Genomic DNA, 17,483 nt, shown 5'->3' with positions numbered 1-17,483 from the left:
GCTCCTTATCTATGCCGCCAATGCTACGATCCAACTTTTTCAGGCGGTAGATAGCATTTCTGGCAATCACCTTTGCGCAAGAGGCACAAATGGACTTTAACGGCAGGTCAGGTGAAATGAGCGTGTTCGCCACCGTGGCGCAAGAAGGCAGCCTGTCGGCCGCCGCGCGTGCATTGGGGCTGACACCCTCGGCGGTCAGTCGGATCATCGCGCGTACCGAACAACGTCTTGGCACCCGCCTGCTGTTGCGCACCACCCGAGCGATCACCTTCACCGCCGAGGGCGAGGCTTTCCTGCGCGGCGCCAGGCGTATCCTGGCCGACATGGACGAGGTTGAAGAAGCCATCGCCGACCAGGGCGTACCCAGGGGCCGGTTGCGGGTCAGCGCCGCCCTTGGCCACGGGCGGCTGGCCATCGTTCCCTTGGTAGCAGCATTCAGCGCCCGTTACCCGAACATCGTCGTCGACCTCACCCTCGGCGATGAAGTGGTCGACATTCTCGGCGGCCAGGCCGACGTCGCGGTACGCTTTGGCCATCTGCCCGACAGCCCGTTGACCGCGCGCAGGATCGGCGATACCGGCCAAGTCGTGGTGGCGTCGCCCGAGTATCTCCGGCGCCACGGCATCCCCCGGGAACCGGAAGACCTGCTACGGCACAACTGCCTGCGCTTCAACTTCCGGCGTGCCGAACCCAACTGGCCGTTCATCCGCGATGGAGAAGAGTTTTCCCTGAAGGTCAGCGGCAACATCGAATGCAGCAGTGGTGAGGCACTGGCACAACTCGCGCGAGTAGGTGCCGGCATTGCGCGTATCGGCGAGTTCAGCGTGAGCGAGGACCTGCAGCGCGGTGACCTGATACCGCTGCTGCAAACCTGGAACCCTGGCGACCAGGAACCGATTCATGCGGTGTTCGTAGGTGGCTCGGCAATGCCGGCGCGGGTGCGGTTGTTCGTGGACTTCCTGTTGGAACATCACCGGATGTAAGCGGTGGCTGTTCGTGAGAGGTCGCGTTCGATCGATGAGCAGGGCAAGAGAGTGACTTCACCGCTTGACGGCCCTGAAACCCAGGCTTTGATCCCCGACATCACGCCAGCGCTTCCAGCCGCAGTGCTTTCTGACGAGCAGAACGCTGGCGCAGACTTATTGGATCCCCTGCAAGAATAATTGCATACCGACCGATAATCGAACGATTTATTATCTAATACAAACTATTGATTTCTAACGTTTTTATTGAATAAATCTGAATAATCGCTTGAAAACACTCAACACCCAACTTTTCAATGGATCCATAAATTGATTGACTGGCACTGCACGGTGTCAGGTACAGCGCCTGCCCGCTCATAAAAATAACAAGGGTGTCGGGATGAATGAATTCTCAATCGGGTTCGAGCTTCGGTTTGCACCCAGCTTCGTGTGCCTTTCTCGCTTTGCCGTTACGCAGCCTCTTCTCGAGGGGCAGCCATGAATGTCGATCTGAAAAGCGTGGTTGATGAGCGTCCCATGGCGCACTTCCAGTGGCTGGCCGTGGGCATCTGTATTGTCCTGAACATGATCGATGGCTTCGACGTGCTGGTGATGGCCTTCACGGCGTCCTCGGTATCTGCCGAATGGGGCCTGAATGGCGCGCAGATCGGCTTGCTGTTGAGTGCCGGATTGTTTGGCATGGCGGCAGGCTCGCTGTTCATTGCACCCTGGGCGGATCGTTATGGACGTCGGCCATTGATCCTGTTTTGCCTGCTCCTTTCAGGTGCCGGCATGCTGTTGTCGGCCTTGAGCCAGACGCCGCTGCAACTGGCGCTGCTGCGCGGGTTGACCGGCCTGGGGATCGGCGGAATCCTGGCCAGCAGTAACGTGATTGCCAGTGAATATGCCAACAAGCGCTGGCGCGGGCTGGCGGTGAGCCTGCAATCCACCGGTTATGCCTTGGGCGCGACCCTGGGCGGGCTGTTGTCGGTGTGGCTGCTGACGCACTATGGCTGGCGTTCGGTGTTCATCTTCGGTGGCGTCGTGACCCTGGCGGTGATTCCTCTGGTGCTGCTGTATTTGCCTGAATCGCTGGACTTCCTGATCGCCCGTCGCCCCGCGAATGCCCTGGTGCGCATCAATCGCCTGGCCGCCCGTCTCGGCCAGCCGGCACTGCGCGAACTGCCCGTCGCCCTTTCGGCGCCGACTTCCGGCCGTGGCCGCCTGGCGCAGTTGCTTTCGCCCGAATCCCGGCGCACCACCCTCCTGATCTGGCTGCTGTTCTTCCTGGTGATGTTCGGCTTCTACTTCGTGATGAGCTGGACGCCGAAGCTGCTGGTCTCGGCTGGGCTATCGGCACAGCAAGGCATCAGCGGCGGCGTGCTGCTGAGCGTCGGCGGCATCTTCGGCGCCGCGCTGATTGGCGGCCTGGCCTCGCGCTGGCGGCTGACCCGGGTGCTGTCGGTGTTCATGTTGATTACCGCGGGCCTGCTGGTGCTGTTCGTCGGCTCTGCGTCATCGGTCTCGATGGCACTGGGCCTCGGCCTGTTGATCGGCTTGTTCGTCAACGGTTGCGTGGCTGGCTTGTACGCGCTGTCGCCGATTGTCTACGACGCTTCCGTGCGCACCACGGGGGTCGGTTGGGGCATCGGCATCGGGCGCATCGGCGCGATCCTGTCGCCCACCGTCGCCGGCCTGTTGCTCGACAGCGGTTGGCAGCCACTGCACCTGTACGGGGTGTTTGCCGTGGTCTTCGTGATTGCCGCCGCCGTGCTGCTGCAACTGCGGCCCAAGGCCCCGGCGCAGCCTGCCGCCCAACCCAGCCAGGCCTGACCCAAAACGGTAGCGAGGCTTCGCCCTCGCTACTGACAACATCCTCCAGGAAAACAACAATAATGACTGACTTTCCTCTCCCTCCCCGGGCCTTGCTCGGCGGTGCAATGGCGCTTGCCCTGATGCCTTCGGTACACGCTGAAAGCAGCGGCTTTTTCGAAGATTCCAAGACCAGCCTGACGCTGCGAAATTACTACTTCAATCGGGACTTCAACGATCCCGGCGCCAGCAAGAGCAAGATCGAAGAATGGGCCCAAGGCGCGATTCTCAAGTTCAGTTCCGGTTACACCCCGGGCGTTGTCGGCTTTGGCCTGGACGGTATCGCGATGCTGGGCATCAAGCTCGACAGCGGCCCGCAACGCAGCGGTTCGGAGCTGCTGCCGGTGCATGACGATGGTCGCGCCGCCGACGACTACGGGCGCGCGGGGCTGGCGGCAAAAATGCGAATGTCCGAGACCGAGCTGATGCTCGGCGAGCTCATGCCGGATATTCCGCTGCTGCGCTACGACGACGGACGCCTGCTGCCACAGACCTTCCAGGGCGCCACGCTGGTGTCCCGGGAACTTCCCGGCCTGAGCCTGCAGGGCGGTCAATACACCTCGGTGAGCCTGCGCAACTCCTCGGACATGCAAGACCTCTCGGCCTGGGCGGCGCCCACCGTCAAGTCGGACGGCTTCAATTATGCGGGCGCCGAATACCGCTTCAACGAACAACAGACCCAGATCGGTGCCTGGTACTCGCAGCTCGAAGACATCTATCAGCAAAGCTATCTGAACCTGCTGCATAAACAGAAAGTCGGTGACTGGACCCTGGGCGCAAACCTGGGCTACTTCATCGACAAGGATGACGGCAGCGCCCTGATCGGCAACGTGCAAAGCCATACCGCCTACGGACTGTTCTCGGCCAACCTGGGTGGCCATACCCTGTACCTGGGGCTGCAAAAGGTCAGCGGCGATACCGGCTGGATGTCGGTGTATGGCAGCAGCGGGCGGACCCTGGGCAACGACATGTTCAACGGCAACTTCAGCAACGCCGACGAGCGCTCCTGGCAGGTCCGTTACGACTACAACTTCGTCGCCGTCGGCATCCCAGGCTTGCTGCTGATGACCCGCTACGGTCATGGCGACAACGCCACCACCAAGGCCGGCAGCAATGGCAAGGAATGGGAACGCGACACCGAGGTCAGCTACACCCTGCAAAGTGGCCCGCTGAAAAACCTCAGCGTGCGGGTCAACAACGCCACCAACCGTCGCAGCTTTAACAGCGACCTCAATCAGACCCGGGTGATCGTCAGCTACCCCCTCTCCCTCTGATCCTCCCGCCAGGGACGCTCGTCGTCCCTGCATCTACCCCCTCCTTGCGTTACTATGGCGAACCAACTTCTGGAAGTCGCCTGCATGAGCAAACCGGGTCAAATGGTGCTGGTCGCACTGCGCAAAATGATTGCTTCGGGCGAGCTGGCGGCCGGCGAACGGCTGATGGAGATCCCGACGGCCGAACGCTTCGGCGTCTCGCGCATGCCGGTGCGCATGGCCTTCGTGACCCTGGAACAGGAAGGCTTGCTGGTGCGCCATGGTGGCCGGGGTTATCAGGTGCGTTCGGTGAGTGCCGACGATATCGCCGGGGCCGTAGAGGTGCGCGGGGTACTGGAGGGGCTGGCGGCGCGGCAGAGCGCCGAGCGCGGCTTGAGTGAAGAAGCACAGGCAGCGCTGTGCGAATGCCTGGTGCAAGGCGATGCGTTGTTCGACAAGGGTTACGTGACAGAAGAAGACCTCGAGGCGTTCCATGACCTCAACATGCGCTTTCATCAGGTAATCGTCGACAGCAGCGCCAACCCGGCGATTGCCGAAGCCCTGGCGCGCAATGACCATCGCCCTTTCGCTTCTGTGTCGGCGCTGGCGATCGATCGCCAGGACATGGCGCGCGAATACCGGCGCTTCAACTTCGCCCACATGCAACACCATTCGGTGTTCGACGCGCTGGTCAGCCGCCAGGGCGCACGCGCTGAAGCCATCATGCGCGAACACGCCAATGCGACACTGCGTTACGCCGAGGTCTTCGGCGCGATCAGCAACAGCGACCGAATGAAAGTGATCGCCCGCGGCGAGTGATCGACAGGGTCAGAGGTCCAGCACCAACAGCTTCGACTTGGCCCTCGAACAGCAAGGCGTGAACTGATCATTGGCCGCTTGTTCTTCTTCGGTGAGGAACAGGTCGCGGTGCTCCGGCACCCCTTCCAGCACACGGGTCAGGCAGGTGCCGCAAATACCCTGCTCACAGGAAAGCGCAATTTCGACGCCGTGACTTTCCAGCACCTGGACCACTGTCTTGTCGGCCGGAATGTCGAACACCTGCCCGCTGTTGGCCAGCTTGACCTGGAACGAGCCATCGGCACTGGTATCCATCGGCGCCGCGGCGAAGTATTCACGGTGCAAGTGCTCGTCGCTCCAGCCCTGGGCCTTGGCGCTGTCGAGCACATGCTGCATGAATCCTGAAGGACCGCAGACATACAGGTGCACGTCAGGTTGCGGATTGGCCAGGACTCTGGCGGCATCCAGGCGCGAATCGGCTTCTTCGTCGAAATGCAAATGCACGCGATCGGCAAAGGAGGCGCCTTTGAGTCGCTCGACAAACGCCGCCCTCTCGCTCGAACGCGCGCAGTAATGCAGCTCGAAGTCGGCGTCGCTGTGGGCCAGGTGCTCGGCCATGCACAGGATCGGGGTGATGCCGATGCCACCGGCGAACAACAGGCTGCGCCGCCCCTCGGCCACCAACGGGAACAGGTTGCGCGGCTCGCTGATGAACAGCCGGTCGCCGCTGTTGATCTGCTCATGCAGGCTTTGGGAACCACCGCGAGAGGCGACGTCTTTCAGTACACCGATCAGGTAGCGATGGCGCTCTTGCGGGTGATTGCACAGCGAATACTGGCGGATCAACCCACCGGGCAAGTGCACATCGATATGGGCACCGGCACTGAAGCCGGGCAACTCCCCTCCTTGTGCACAGGCCAGTTCGTAGCTGCAAATATCCAGCGCTTCGTTGTTGCGGGATGTCACGACGACTTCAATCATGGCGCACCTTCAAGACCGGCCACCGCAGTGGCCGCAAACAGGATCAATGGGAGTGGGCTGGCGTAGCGCTTGAGCTAGTTGGCCGTGGCAATCAGCTCGACAGCCGGCGCGCGCTCACGGGCGATGATGCGTTCCAGCACACGGCGGGACTGCACGCCACCGGCATCGATGTTGAGCTTGAGCAGGTTGCGCTCAGGGTTGGCCAGCAGGTTCTTCTGCTGCTGTTCGAGCATGTCCAGGTCTTCGCTGAAAATCTTGCCCTGGCCCTCGCGGATGGTCGCGGTCAGTGCTTCGTCGTGGGGATTGAAATTGCGCGCCATGCCCCAGAAGTACCAGATCGACGTCTCGGTTTCCGGGGTAATGAAGTCGACCACGATGCTCGCGGCCTTGTGTTGCGGCTCGGCGTCGTAACCGCCCTTGCCGGCGTGGGCCACCCCCACCTCGATCAACACGTGGCTGGGTGGACTGAAGCGGCAGATCTGCCAGCGGTCCACCGGCACGTCGTCGGCCAGGTTGTTGCCACGCAGGGCCATGCGCCAGAACGGCGGCGCCATGATGTTTTCCATGTGCCGCGCAGTGACCACCTCGTCACCCTCGACGGTGGTGACCGGCGCCGCTTCATCGATCTCTTTCTGGCCGATGCTCGAGGCGTGCACGTAGGTTTCGTGGGTGAGGTCCATCAGGTTATCGATCATCAACCGATAGTCGCAATTGATGTGAAACAGCCCGCCGCCGTAGGCCCACTCCTCGCTGACCGCCCATTCCAGATGATGGATCAACGCAGGGTCAGCCTTGTCCTGCTCCCCGGGCCAGACCCAGATGAAACCGTAACGCTCTTCAACCGCGTAGGTCTTGTTGCACGGAAAACCCCGCACACGCTGCCCCGGCATTTCGACGGTCTTGCCATCGCAACCCATGACCAGGCCGTGGTAGCCACAGACCAGGTTGCCGTTCTCGACATAGCCCAGCGAAAGGGGGGCGCCACGGTGTGGGCAAAAATCCTCGACGGCGGCCACGCGCCCTTCTTTGCCACGGTAGAAGACGATTTTTTCACCGCAAATCTGCCGCCCCAAGGGCTTGGAAGCGATCTCGTCGGGGGTGCAGGCGACATACCAGGTGTTTTTCGGATACATAGGATTCTCCGGGACAGGCTTGTTTTTATGGATCCATTTGAGCGGATAAACCTGATATTCGTCAAGCTTTTTGCAGGCAAAACAACTTTAATGGATCCATTAAGGCCCAAGCAGGGACATTCGTGGACTTGATGCTGGCGAAGTCGCTTCTGACTACGTGAATGACACTTTTGAACTGAACCGCTGCAGCGCCAGCCTCGATAATCGTTAGCTTACTGACGAACTGGCGAGGTCAAGCATGACGAGCAAAACTACGGAACAAGTCAGCCCGAAAACCCTGAGAAGAGTGATCGTGGCAGCCGGCATCGGCAATTTCGTCGAGTGGTTCGATTTCGCCGTCTACGGCTTCCTGGCCACCACCATCGCCCAGCAATTTTTCCCCAGCGGCGATGCCAGTGCGGCACTGCTCAAGACCTTTGCAGTATTTGCCGTGGCGTTTGCGTTTCGGCCCCTGGGCGGGATTTTCTTCGGTATGTTGGGCGACAGGATCGGCCGCAAGCGCACCCTGGCGATGACGATCCTGTTGATGGCCGCTGCGACGACCCTGATCGGTCTGCTGCCCACCTATGCCGCCATCGGGGTCGCGGCGCCGGTACTTCTGTCCTTGATCCGTTGCGCCCAGGGTTTTTCCGCCGGCGGCGAATACGCCGGTGCCTGCGCCTACCTGATGGAGCATGCACCGAGTGATAAACGCGCCTGGTACGGCAGCTTCATCCCGGTCTCGACCTTTTCCGCCTTCGCCGCAGCCGCCGTGGTGGCCTACGCCCTCGAAGCGTCCTTATCGGCCGAAGCCATGGGCAGCTGGGGCTGGCGCCTGCCGTTCCTGATTGCCGCGCCGCTGGGGCTGGTGGGCCTGTACTTGCGCTGGAAACTCGATGAGACACCGGCGTTCCAGGTGGTGACCGAGGAACATGCCGTCGCCCATTCACCCCTTAAGGAAACCTTGCGTAACCATGGCGCGGCCATCTGTTGCCTGGGCGCCTTCGTGTCGCTCACGGCGCTGTCGTTTTATATGTTCACCACCTACTTCGCGACCTACCTGCAAGTCGCCGGTGGCCTGAGTCGTGCCACAGCCTTGCTGGTGTCACTGATTGCCCTGCTGTTCGCGGCCGCGATCTGCCCGCTGGCCGGGCTGTATTCGGACCGGGTCGGGCGTCGAATGACGGTGATGACCGCGTGTGCCCTGTTGATCGTAGTCGTTTACCCGGCGTTCCTGATGGCCAGCAGCGGCTCGTTCGCGGCTTCTGTCGCCGGCGTGATGCTGCTGGCGGTTGGTGCGGTGTTGTGTGGCGTGGTCACCGCGGCCTTGCTCTCGGAAACCTTCCCGACCCGCACTCGATACACCGCCTCGGCGATCACCTACAACATGGCCTACACGATCTTCGGCGGGACCGCGCCGCTGGTGGCTACCTGGCTGATCAGCACCACCGGCAGCAACCTGTCACCGGCGTTCTACCTGATCGCGATTGCCTTGCTGGCGCTGGCGGGTGGGCTGGCATTGCCGGAGACGTCACGGATTTCCCTGCACGATGTGCAGGCGCAGGGCAAAGGCGCAGGCGTGAGGGCTACCGCGTGAAACACCCGTTGCCTGCCTCGCCTGAGAGGCAAGAATCCGCCAAAAGCGGACGGGGTGGCAGGCAGACGTTAAATCGGTTCGCCCGATTGCTTCATCCAGTTTTTCTAATCAAGTAGATCTCAACGTGGAAACAAAAAGGTAACGGCCGCCCGGAATCCCCATCCTTGAGGACCGTCGTCTGGACTATCGAGCCAGTAACGCGGTCCGACTTGTACTGTCAGTGGCTGATCACCAATTTTCAAGAGTTGTGTGATCATAAGATTGACCGGCACTGACCATTCGCGTGACTGCCAGTTGTAGGTTGATTCGGTGTTCACCCCAAAAGTGGTGAGGTTGCTGTTGGTGTAGGAGAAGAAGGGTTGCAGGAAGGTCTGGTTGACCTTGTCCTTGTCGTCCGGCGGACTGCCATCCAGCCCCCAGATATGATTGGCGAGTATGCCGTGAGTCCAGCCATTGGCTTGTTTCAACGCGACGGCGGTCGGGCCGATCCCCCACTGCTCACTACCCAGCAATTCATCACTGCCAGTGGGAATCAGGATTGCTGGGCCGGCGCCGAGTATCCAGCCACTTTGCGTGGGTTCTTTAGGCGAAAAGAAAAAGCTCTGAGTAATGTCGCCGACTCCGGATTTGTCCGCTGCGCCATCAGGTGCCAGACCGTGTTGATCGATGACGGGCAGGATGGTCCGGGAAATCAGGTTCCAGTCATCGTTGAGGGTAAAGGGCAGCACCGGCTGGATGTTGGTCACGCTGTGCATGCCTTCTCCGGTCGACCCCATCTTCTGGTCCCAGTTGTACTGCACCGGCAGGCTGTACATGGCTGCCACCGGGTTGAGGGCTTTTTTCGCCAGTTCCGCAGAATCCTCGGCTTGGGCCATGGGCACGACGCACAACCAAGCAGCAAATGCCGAAAAGGTGTAACTCCATCGCTCTTTTAATTCCATTGCTCATCACCTGTAGTCGACAAAAGCGCATATCAGGGGATAAGCGTAGGTAACAGTGATCAATATGCAATTTTTCTCAAAACGAGGAGCATTTGGGGAAACATTTTTTACGCGTAAATTATCTGATCGAAACCGTATTACTCGAAATTTTCTCGATTCCTACTAGTTTTAGTTGAGCCCGCTATTGCCACTTTTGGTATAGCTTTTTGCCGCTAGAGGGAACTGGAAGATGACGTACGAGATACAGTCGAAGCAACTCGCCCGCGCTATGGATCAATGACGACCCTTCAAAGTAGCCGGAACCCTTTGCTCACTTGTTGCAGCCATTGCTCTGGCCACCCAAGCGATTGCAGCCGATGCAGAGAAACCAAAACCCGCCACCGAGGCCACCAAAACCGCTAATAGTGCGCTGCTCAAGGAACTGCCATTCAACGACAAGACATCCTTCGAGCTGGCGCACAAAGGCTTCATTGCGCCTCTGCCGTCGACGGTCATCAAGGGCGCGTCGGGCAATGTGATCTGGGACCCGGCGAAATACTCCTTTATCAAGGAAGGCGCAGAAGCTCCAGACACTACCAACCCCAGCCTCTGGCGCCAGTCCCAGCTGATCAACATTTCCGGCTTGTTCGAAGTGACAGATGGCATCTACCAGGTCCGCAACTACGACCTGTCGAACATGACCATCGTCGAGGGCAAGGACGGGATCACCATCTTCGACCCGCTGATTTCCACCGAAACCGCCAAGGCAGCCCTGGATCTCTACTATCAGCATCGGCCGAAAAAGCCCGTCGTGGCGGTGATTTATACCCACAGCCATGTTGACCACTACGGAGGTGTGCGCGGTGTAATCAATGAAGAGGATGTGAAAGCCGGCAAGGTGAAGGTCTATGCACCGCTTGGCTTCGTTGAGCATGCAGTCGCCGAAAACGTCATGGCCGGGACCGCCATGAGCCGCCGCGCCAGCTACATGTATGGCAACCTGCTGCCACCGGCGCCGACCGGTCAGTTGGGCGCCGGCCTGGGCACCACGACATCGGCTGGCACGGTGACGCTGATCCCGCCCACCGACATCATCAAGACCACTGGCGAAACCCATGTCATTGACGGTCTGACTTATCAATTCCTGTATGCGCCAGGCAGTGAGGCGCCCGCCGAGATGCTCTATTACATCAAGGAAAAGAAAGCGCTCAACACCGCCGAAGACTCCACCCACACCCTGCACAACACCTACTCGTTGCGCGGCGCGAAGATCCGCGAACCACTGCCCTGGTCGAAGTATCTCAACGAGGCGCTCAAACTGTGGGGCGATGATGTCCAGGTCATGTATGCCATGCACCACTGGCCAGTCTGGGGCAACAAGGAGGTGCGCGAGCAACTGTCTTCCCAACGCGACATGTACCGCTACATCAACGACGAAACCCTGCGGATGATCAACAAGGGTTACACCATGGTCGAGATCGCCGAGCAGTTCAAACTGCCCAAGGCGATCGCCAACAAATTCTCCAACCGTGGCTACTACGGTTCAGTGAATCACAACGTCAAGGCCACCTACGTGTTGTACCTGGGCTGGTTTACCGGTAACCCGGCGCAGCTGAATGAACTGCCGCCGGAAGAAGGTGGCAAGCATTATGTCGAGATGATGGGCGGCGAAGAGGCTGTGCTCAAGAAAGCCAAGGAGTATTTCGACAAGGGCGAGTTCCGCTGGGTCGCCGAAGTCGTCAACCACGTGGTATTCGCCAACCCGAGCAACCAGGCGGCGAAAAACCTGCAGGCGGATGCCTTGGAGCAACTGGGTTACCAGGCCGAGAGCGGGCCATGGCGCAACTTCTACCTCACCGGCGCCAAGGAACTGCGCGAAGGCGTGATGAAGCTGCCAACACCTGATACCGCGAGTCCGGATACGGTGCGGGCCATGGATCTGGACTTGTTCTTTGACTTCCTGGCCATGCGCTTGAATGGGCCAAAAGCCGAAGGCAAACGTCTATCGCTCAACTTCGATTTCACCGACCTCAAGCAGAAGTACTCGGTAGAGATGGAGAATGGCGTGCTCAACCACACCGAAGGCGTTGAAGCCAAGGATGCCGATGCGAAGGTAACCCTGACCCGCGACACGTTGAACAAGATCGTGTTGAAAGAGACCTCGCTGAAAGATGCGCTGGCCTCGGGTGACATCAAGATCGACGGGGTGCAGGGCAAGCTCGAGGAACTGGTGTCCTACATGGACAACTTCGATTTCTGGTTCAACATCGTGACGCCGTAACGCGTCAATTTCAGCAGACGGCAACGTCAGAAGGCGTTGCCGTCATTTTTGAAGCCGTCGAAGGTGTTTCGCTTCAAGCAATCACTCTGGAGCTTTTATGCAGATCAAACCGCTCGCAGCATGTGTATTGACCCTGGCACTCGCCGCTTGTGCCAGCCCTTATGTTGATCCTGACCACTACTCGGGGTTTCTCAAAGATTACAGCGCTCTCAAAGAGGAAAAGTCACCGTCAGGCGAACCCGTCATGCGCTGGATCGACCCGGATGTGGACGCGAACCGCTATACCAGCGTTTTTGTCGAACATAGCCAGCTGTATCCACCACCACAACCAACCGAGAAAATCCCGCAAGGTGCCCTTAATGGCATTACCCAGTTCTACGATGAAGCCTTGAAAAATGCCTTTGCCAGAGAGCTTCCCTTGGCTACCGGGCCTGGCCCAGGTGTGCTGGTCGTGCGTCCGGCCATTACGGCCGTCAGTGCCAAAACCAAAGGACTGCAACCCTACGAGATCATTCCGATTGCCTTGGTCGCCGCCGGAGTCAGTGCGGCGACCGGCATTCGCGACCAGGACACCACTCTCGCCACCGAAGCGGCATTTATCGATGGTGGTGACAATAAGGTAGTGGCCCAAGTGGTTCGCAAGGGCTCAGGGGCTGAACTGGCAAACTCCTCAGAAGTCGTGCAAGCCAAAGACTTCAGGGGAGTGCTCGATATCTGGGCGCAAGACATCGTCAAATCGTACAAAGAGCTTAAAACCAAGTAGTACCCTGAATAGCCAACAGGATTGCCTTACGTAAGCTCAATGCGAGGCATGACACAGTCACGCTGAAACAAGCGCAGTCCTGTTGGCCGATTCCCCGTGGACTACCAGGCGTTTGACCTTTCCTTCGTGCCAGCGGGTCTCGCATCAGGGATCGAAACTTTCCGCCGTACTTTCTCAAGGGATCACTATGAAAGCTGTCCTGCACACGATAAAAGAAGAAGCCCTCAAGGCAATTCCGCCCACCCTTTTCTTTTTTATCATCCTGCACATAGTGGCCTTCATTCGTGCGCTGATGATCAAGGGCACAGGTATTTCGATGCCGGTGTCCGCATCGGTGCTAATAGCCTCCCTGGTGCTCGGCAAATCTGTATTGGTTGCGGACATGTTGCCCTTCATCAACCGATTTCCAGAGAAGCCTTTGATCTGGAACGTCACCTGGAAGACGCTCATGTATGCCTTGGTCGCGCTTGTCGTTCATTACCTGGAACGGCTGTACGAATACTGGAAAGAAGCACACAGCTTCATGGATGCGAACACTCAGCTATGGACCTCCATGAACTGGCCGCAATTCTGGGCAGTGCAGATTTTGCTCATTACGTTGATATTCATATATTGCGTCATTTCGGAACTGTCACGCGCCATAGGACCTGAGCGATTGAAAAAAATGTTCCTCGGTCCGCTTCCACCCGCAACACACTGAGGCCCGGAACGAGCCGGCAGCTTTGGGTCAAAATCTGTCGGTGGAGACCGCAAAAATCGGCCGAAAGCAGTCGTTCGCGAGCTTGCGATCCCACTACGAAGAGCGGAGTTCACTGTCAGGACGGGGCGCTGTCATCTGCCCATCCACAGAGGTACCGTCGCGGCCGTCCCGTGTTCGCGCTCAGGCGCCTTGTATCTGCATGGTTGCTGTCTCGCCAGCTGAGCCTGGACGTCAGCGACGGCATTCAAGACTTTCTGGGCCCAGTTCTCGTCATCCGGACTCACTACCACGACGCGGAAACCGTGATCACAGCCTTCAATACGCACGCCCTCTGAATCATCCACGTGCAAGTCGATATCGAATGCCGGGGGAAACTTCGAAGGGGAGTTCGAAAGCCCGTGCGCCGTCAGGGCATGGTTATGCCGGACACTGTTGACCACACCGTCAACGTGGATACCGTACAGTAATAGCCAGCGCCTGATGTAAGACGGTGTCCGCCCGGACGACGTGTAGACCCAGATGCTGCATCCTTGACGGCGCAATTCTCGGGTCAGTGAGCGTGTTCCTGTACGCAAAGGCTCGCCCAGCCAACGATGAACACAGGCCGGCAGCCTGCTTTGCTCGACTGCGCAGTGATCGAGCTGACAGGCCAGCGTGTCATCGATATCAAACGAAATACGTATGCGCTGACGCCTGAATGCGTGCATCGCAAGAGAGCCCTTGATGGATTGCCACACTCGGCCGCCGGAAACCCGGTACTTGTCGAGCATTGAATGCCTGCTCATCAATGGCCCCCCTGATAGACGGGCACTCGCGTGTCGCTCACAAAGAATTCCATGGGGTCAGGGGCTTTTTCTTCCAGGAAGGCTGCATATTTTTTCTTGATTTTCGGCAATTCGTACAAGGCCTTGACGCCATGTTTGGCGGAGTTGCGTATGACAGATGAGGGGTTGAAGTAACCCTCGGCGTTGTCCAGCGTCAGCACGAATGGAGGCAGCCCTGCGCGCATGAGCAAGTAACTGACGATGAGCGATCCCGTGCGGTGATTGCCTTCGATGAACAATTGCGGCTTGCTGAGTATTCGTACATAGACACCGGCCGCACGCTTCCAGACGGATTCGCTGCGATACGCGCAGTACCAGTTGTACAAATCCTTTATCCCACCTTCAACGTTGTTGAAAAAGTGTTCCTCGGTCGCAGTAAGGTGCTGCGCGTATTCCAGGCGGCGTGCCGGGTCGCGGCCACAGAGAACGGTGGCATTGATCTCCAGCATTAGATTCAGTTGCTGAAGATCGAACAGGTCGACGCCCCGTGCGACGTAGTCGTCAATCAGTGCATAGCCATCAAGCACATTACGCAGCACTTCGTCAGTCAAGGGATCGCGCGGCTCGGTAAAGTGCCTGCTGAGCTCGGCGAAGCGACCTTGCACCTCACGCAGTGCACGTTCAATCGCTGGCAAGTCAAGACGACGCTTTGCAGACATTGATAATCCTGAGAGAAGGCTGAGAGGGAAATCGACCGGATGACCGCGGGTCAGCTGAATTTGCCGCTGATGTAATCGCTTGTCATTTGTTCGCGTGGGTTGTCGAATATCTGCGCAGTGGGACCCATCTCAACCAGATAGCCGGTACGCGTGCCCTGCGAAATATCCACCGAGAAAAATGCCGTCGTATCAGCGACACGGATCGCCTGCTGCATGTTGTGAGTGACCAGCGCGATGGTGTAATCCTTCTTCAACTCGACCATCAACTCTTCCACACGGCGGGTGGCAATCGGATCGAGTGCCGAGCACGGCTCATCCAGCAACAGAACTTCCGGCTCGGTCGCGATGGCGCGGGCAATACAAAGTCGTTGCTGCTGGCCACCCGAAAGGGACAGGCCGCTGACTTTGAGTTTGTCCTTGACCTCGTCCCACAGCGCCGCGCCCTGCAGGGCGTGCTTCACGCGGTCGCCCAGATCGCCCTGGTAGCGATTGAGGCGCAGGCCAAAGGCGACGTTATCGAAAATGCTCATTGAGAACGGGTTCGGTTGTTGAAACACCATCCCGATATAGCGGCGCACGACCACTGGATCCACGCCCTTGCCATAGACGTCTTGCCCGAGGAAATGCACATGGCCCTCGAAACGAAAGCCTTTTACCAGATCATTCATCCGGTTGAGGCTGCGCAGCACCGTGCTCTTGCCGCAGCCAGACGGACCGATGAACCCGGTGATCTTGTTTTTTTCGATCGGCACATGGCTGTCACGCACGGCCATGAAGTTGCCGTAGAAAATCTTGTCCAGCTTGCAGTCCATGACCACAGGGGCCTGGGCCTCGAACGGGGCGACTTTTTGCGCAGATAATACGTTCACACTATTTGCTCCCATTCTTAAAACTTTGGCTTGCCGAAAATTCGGCTGACGATATTCACGAACAGCACGATCATCACCAATACCAGCGAGGCCGCCCAAGCGAGCTCTAGCTGATTGTCGAACGGCATGCCGGAGAAGTTGTAAATCAGTACGGCCAGCGATGCAGTCGGATTCATCACCGCCAGACTGCCGTCGTGGTAGATCCAGTAGTTGCTGAACAGCGCGGTAAACAACAACGGCGCAGTTTCGCCGGCCGCGCGCGCCACCGCGAGCATCACGCCGGTCAGGATCGCCGGCAGGCCGGTAGGCAAGATGATCTTCCAGATCACCTGCGATCGGGTGCAGCCCATACCGTAGGCGGCATCCTTCATGATCTTGGGGACCATACGCATCGACTCTTCAGCCGTGAGCACGACGATAGGCAACATCAGTACTGCCAATGCCACACCGCCCGCCGGTGCCGAGTATGTGCCGGTGGTCATTACCACCAGGGCGTAGGCGAAAACACCGGCCAAAATCGATGGCAGGCCAGTGAGCATCTTGGCGGCAAAACGTGCAGCGTTGGCCAGCTTGCTGTCCGGACCCAGTTCCGCCAGAAAGATGGCCGCCATGATGCCGACCGGAACCGCGATCGCGGCCGCGATACCGACCATGACGAAGGTGCCCGCCATCGCGTTGCCGAAGCCACCACCCGTCTCGAAACCCGTCGGCGGTAATTCGGTGAACACTTCCAGGCTGAGGCGAGCACCGCCACGTGTGATCAACATATAGAGCACGGAAATCAGCGGCACGCTGGCCACCAGGGCGCCTGCCCATACCAGCGTGGTCAATACCAGGCTTCGCAGGGCGCGGCCTTCAAACTTGCGTTGCAGGCTTGGAAAAGCGGCTGCAGAGGACGTGATGTCAGTCATCATTTAGTACCACGCTGGGCATAGACCATGATCATGGAACCGATGACGTTCACCAGCAGCGTGATAAACATCAGTACCAGTGCGGCGTACATCAATACTTCAATCTCGTTCGGGCCGGCTTCGGGGAAGTTCAGTGCCAACAACGCCGCCAGCGTATTGGCCGGGGCGAATAGAGAAAGCGAGATATTGTTCGCGTTGCCCACCAGCATGGCCAGCGCCATGGTTTCACCCAGCGCGCGGCCCAGGCCGAGGACCAGGGAACCGAAAATGCCGGTGGCAGCGGATGGCACCATCACCTTGAGAATCGCTTCCCAATGGGTGGTCCCCATGCCATAGGCCGCCTGTTTGGTTTTCATCGGAACAGCCGTGAGGGCGTCCTGCGAAACGGCAGCAATGGTCGGCAGAATCATGATGGCCAGTACCAGCGCGGCAGGTAACAGTCCCGGTCCGCTCAAGGTCGTACCGAAAAAAGGTATCCAGCCAAGTTCGCTGTTAAGCCAATCCGTGAGGGGCCGAATGGCCGGGATCACCACGTAGATGCCCCAAAGACCATAAACAACGCTGGGAATGGCCGCGAGCAATTCGACGATGGTGCGAAAAATGGCCGCCAGTTGCGCGGGCAGGAAATCCTGGGTCAGGAAAATCGCCATGCTGACGCCGAAAACGCCGGCTATCAATAAAGCGATGAAAGCGCTGTAGAGGGTTCCCCAAATGGCCGGCAGAATGCCGTACTTGCCCTGGTTCACGTCCCAAACTGTTCCAAAAAGAACATCCAGTCCGTGTTTCTCCATGCCTGGCAGCGCCTTGCGTCCTACCTCGAACACCAAGGCAAAGACCAGTGCCAGAATAAGAACCACACCAATGCGCGCGAGCGCGCGGAAGGTTCGGTCAACCAGAAAATCCTTGGTAGACGGTGGACGGCAAGCAGAATCCGGATTAACCGGTACGACAAATGGCTGGATCATGGGCTATTCCGGAGCG

General features: G+C 58.8%; 16 protein-coding genes. 8 read left to right on the top strand and 8 right to left on the bottom strand.

The features are described 5' to 3' along the window. Positions 1-89: 89 nt before the first annotated feature. The 4 genes from M5G20_RS02090 to M5G20_RS02075 all read left to right on the top strand — a co-directional run bounded on the left by M5G20_RS02090 (position 90) and on the right by M5G20_RS02075 (position 4,906). Positions 90-983 carry a LysR family transcriptional regulator gene (locus M5G20_RS02090; protein WP_273917663.1) on the top strand — a complete coding sequence of 298 codons (894 nt, stop codon included), beginning with the start codon at positions 90-92 and terminating at the stop codon, positions 981-983. 477 nt (positions 984-1,460) lie between these two features. After that, positions 1,461-2,795 carry an MFS transporter gene (locus M5G20_RS02085; RefSeq protein WP_273917662.1) on the top strand — a complete coding sequence of 445 codons (1,335 nt, stop codon included), beginning with the start codon at positions 1,461-1,463 and terminating at the stop codon, positions 2,793-2,795. Positions 2,796-2,902: 107 nt separating this feature from the next. Continuing rightward, positions 2,903-4,108, top strand: a complete 1,206-nt coding sequence (locus M5G20_RS02080) for an OprD family porin (RefSeq protein WP_273918062.1) — start codon at positions 2,903-2,905, stop codon at positions 4,106-4,108. Positions 4,109-4,192: 84 nt separating this feature from the next. Continuing rightward, positions 4,193-4,906 (top strand): GntR family transcriptional regulator, encoded by a 714-nt coding sequence (locus tag M5G20_RS02075; protein ID WP_273918061.1) that lies wholly within the window; start codon positions 4,193-4,195, stop codon positions 4,904-4,906. A gap of 9 nt (positions 4,907-4,915) precedes the next feature. On the opposite strand, the gene M5G20_RS02070 is transcribed toward M5G20_RS02075, so the two are convergent. Both M5G20_RS02070 and M5G20_RS02065 read right to left on the bottom strand, forming a co-directional pair. Beyond that, positions 4,916-5,866, bottom strand: a complete 951-nt coding sequence (locus M5G20_RS02070) for a PDR/VanB family oxidoreductase (protein ID WP_273917661.1) — start codon at positions 5,864-5,866, stop codon at positions 4,916-4,918. Between the two features lie 74 nt (positions 5,867-5,940). Further along, positions 5,941-6,999 carry an aromatic ring-hydroxylating oxygenase subunit alpha gene (locus M5G20_RS02065; protein ID WP_273917660.1) on the bottom strand — a complete coding sequence of 353 codons (1,059 nt, stop codon included), beginning with the start codon at positions 6,997-6,999 and terminating at the stop codon, positions 5,941-5,943. A gap of 238 nt (positions 7,000-7,237) precedes the next feature. On the opposite strand from M5G20_RS02065, the gene M5G20_RS02060 reads away from it, so the two are divergent. Further along, positions 7,238-8,575, top strand: coding sequence for an MFS transporter (locus M5G20_RS02060; protein WP_273917659.1), 1,338 nt, complete (start codon positions 7,238-7,240; stop codon positions 8,573-8,575). Positions 8,576-8,694: 119 nt separating this feature from the next. Here the strand turns inward: M5G20_RS02060 and M5G20_RS02055 are convergent, their stop codons facing one another. After that, on the bottom strand, positions 8,695-9,516 hold the full coding sequence (locus M5G20_RS02055) for a transporter (RefSeq protein ID WP_443218274.1): 822 nt from the start codon (positions 9,514-9,516) through the stop codon (positions 8,695-8,697). 514 nt (positions 9,517-10,030) lie between these two features. Here M5G20_RS02055 and M5G20_RS02050 point away from each other — a divergent pair. The 3 genes from M5G20_RS02050 to M5G20_RS02040 all read left to right on the top strand — a co-directional run bounded on the left by M5G20_RS02050 (position 10,031) and on the right by M5G20_RS02040 (position 13,239). Further along, on the top strand, positions 10,031-11,776 hold the full coding sequence (locus M5G20_RS02050) for an alkyl/aryl-sulfatase (protein ID WP_273917658.1): 1,746 nt from the start codon (positions 10,031-10,033) through the stop codon (positions 11,774-11,776). Positions 11,777-11,873: 97 nt separating this feature from the next. Next, the gene (locus M5G20_RS02045) at positions 11,874-12,539 is read left to right on the top strand and encodes a DUF3313 domain-containing protein (protein WP_273917657.1); all 666 of its coding nucleotides are present in this window, start codon (positions 11,874-11,876) and stop codon (positions 12,537-12,539) included. Between the two features lie 187 nt (positions 12,540-12,726). Beyond that, positions 12,727-13,239: a hypothetical protein gene (locus M5G20_RS02040; RefSeq protein ID WP_273917656.1), complete on the top strand. Its 513-nt coding sequence runs from the start codon at positions 12,727-12,729 to the stop codon at positions 13,237-13,239. A gap of 131 nt (positions 13,240-13,370) precedes the next feature. Here M5G20_RS02040 and M5G20_RS02035 read toward each other — a convergent pair whose 3' ends face one another. The 5 genes from M5G20_RS02035 to pstC form a co-directional block, all read right to left on the bottom strand. Further along, complete coding sequence (locus tag M5G20_RS02035; protein ID WP_273918059.1) at positions 13,371-13,946, bottom strand: hypothetical protein; 576 nt, start codon at positions 13,944-13,946, stop codon at positions 13,371-13,373. A 77-nt stretch (positions 13,947-14,023) separates the two neighbouring features. After that, entirely contained in the window at positions 14,024-14,722 is a 699-nt protein-coding gene (locus M5G20_RS02030; protein ID WP_273917655.1) for a hypothetical protein, read from the bottom strand. 50 nt (positions 14,723-14,772) lie between these two features. Continuing rightward, a complete protein-coding gene (pstB, locus tag M5G20_RS02025; protein ID WP_218232072.1) occupies positions 14,773-15,534 on the bottom strand; it encodes a phosphate ABC transporter ATP-binding protein PstB in 762 nt (253 codons plus the stop codon). 74 nt (positions 15,535-15,608) lie between these two features. Continuing rightward, entirely contained in the window at positions 15,609-16,502 is an 894-nt protein-coding gene (gene pstA, locus M5G20_RS02020; protein WP_273917654.1) for a phosphate ABC transporter permease PstA, read from the bottom strand. Continuing rightward, the gene (gene pstC, locus M5G20_RS02015; protein WP_273917653.1) at positions 16,502-17,467 is read right to left on the bottom strand and encodes a phosphate ABC transporter permease subunit PstC; all 966 of its coding nucleotides are present in this window, start codon (positions 17,465-17,467) and stop codon (positions 16,502-16,504) included. The genes pstA and pstC overlap by 1 nt, the downstream gene beginning before the upstream one ends. Positions 17,468-17,483 lie beyond the last annotated feature (16 nt).

The organism is Pseudomonas sp. TNT2022 ID1044 (assembly GCF_028656895.1).
Classification (GTDB): Bacteria; Pseudomonadota; Gammaproteobacteria; order Pseudomonadales; family Pseudomonadaceae; genus Aquipseudomonas; species Aquipseudomonas reinekei.
Note: the sequence above shows the minus strand (reverse complement) of the source record. Positions and strands in the feature narration are given on the sequence as shown.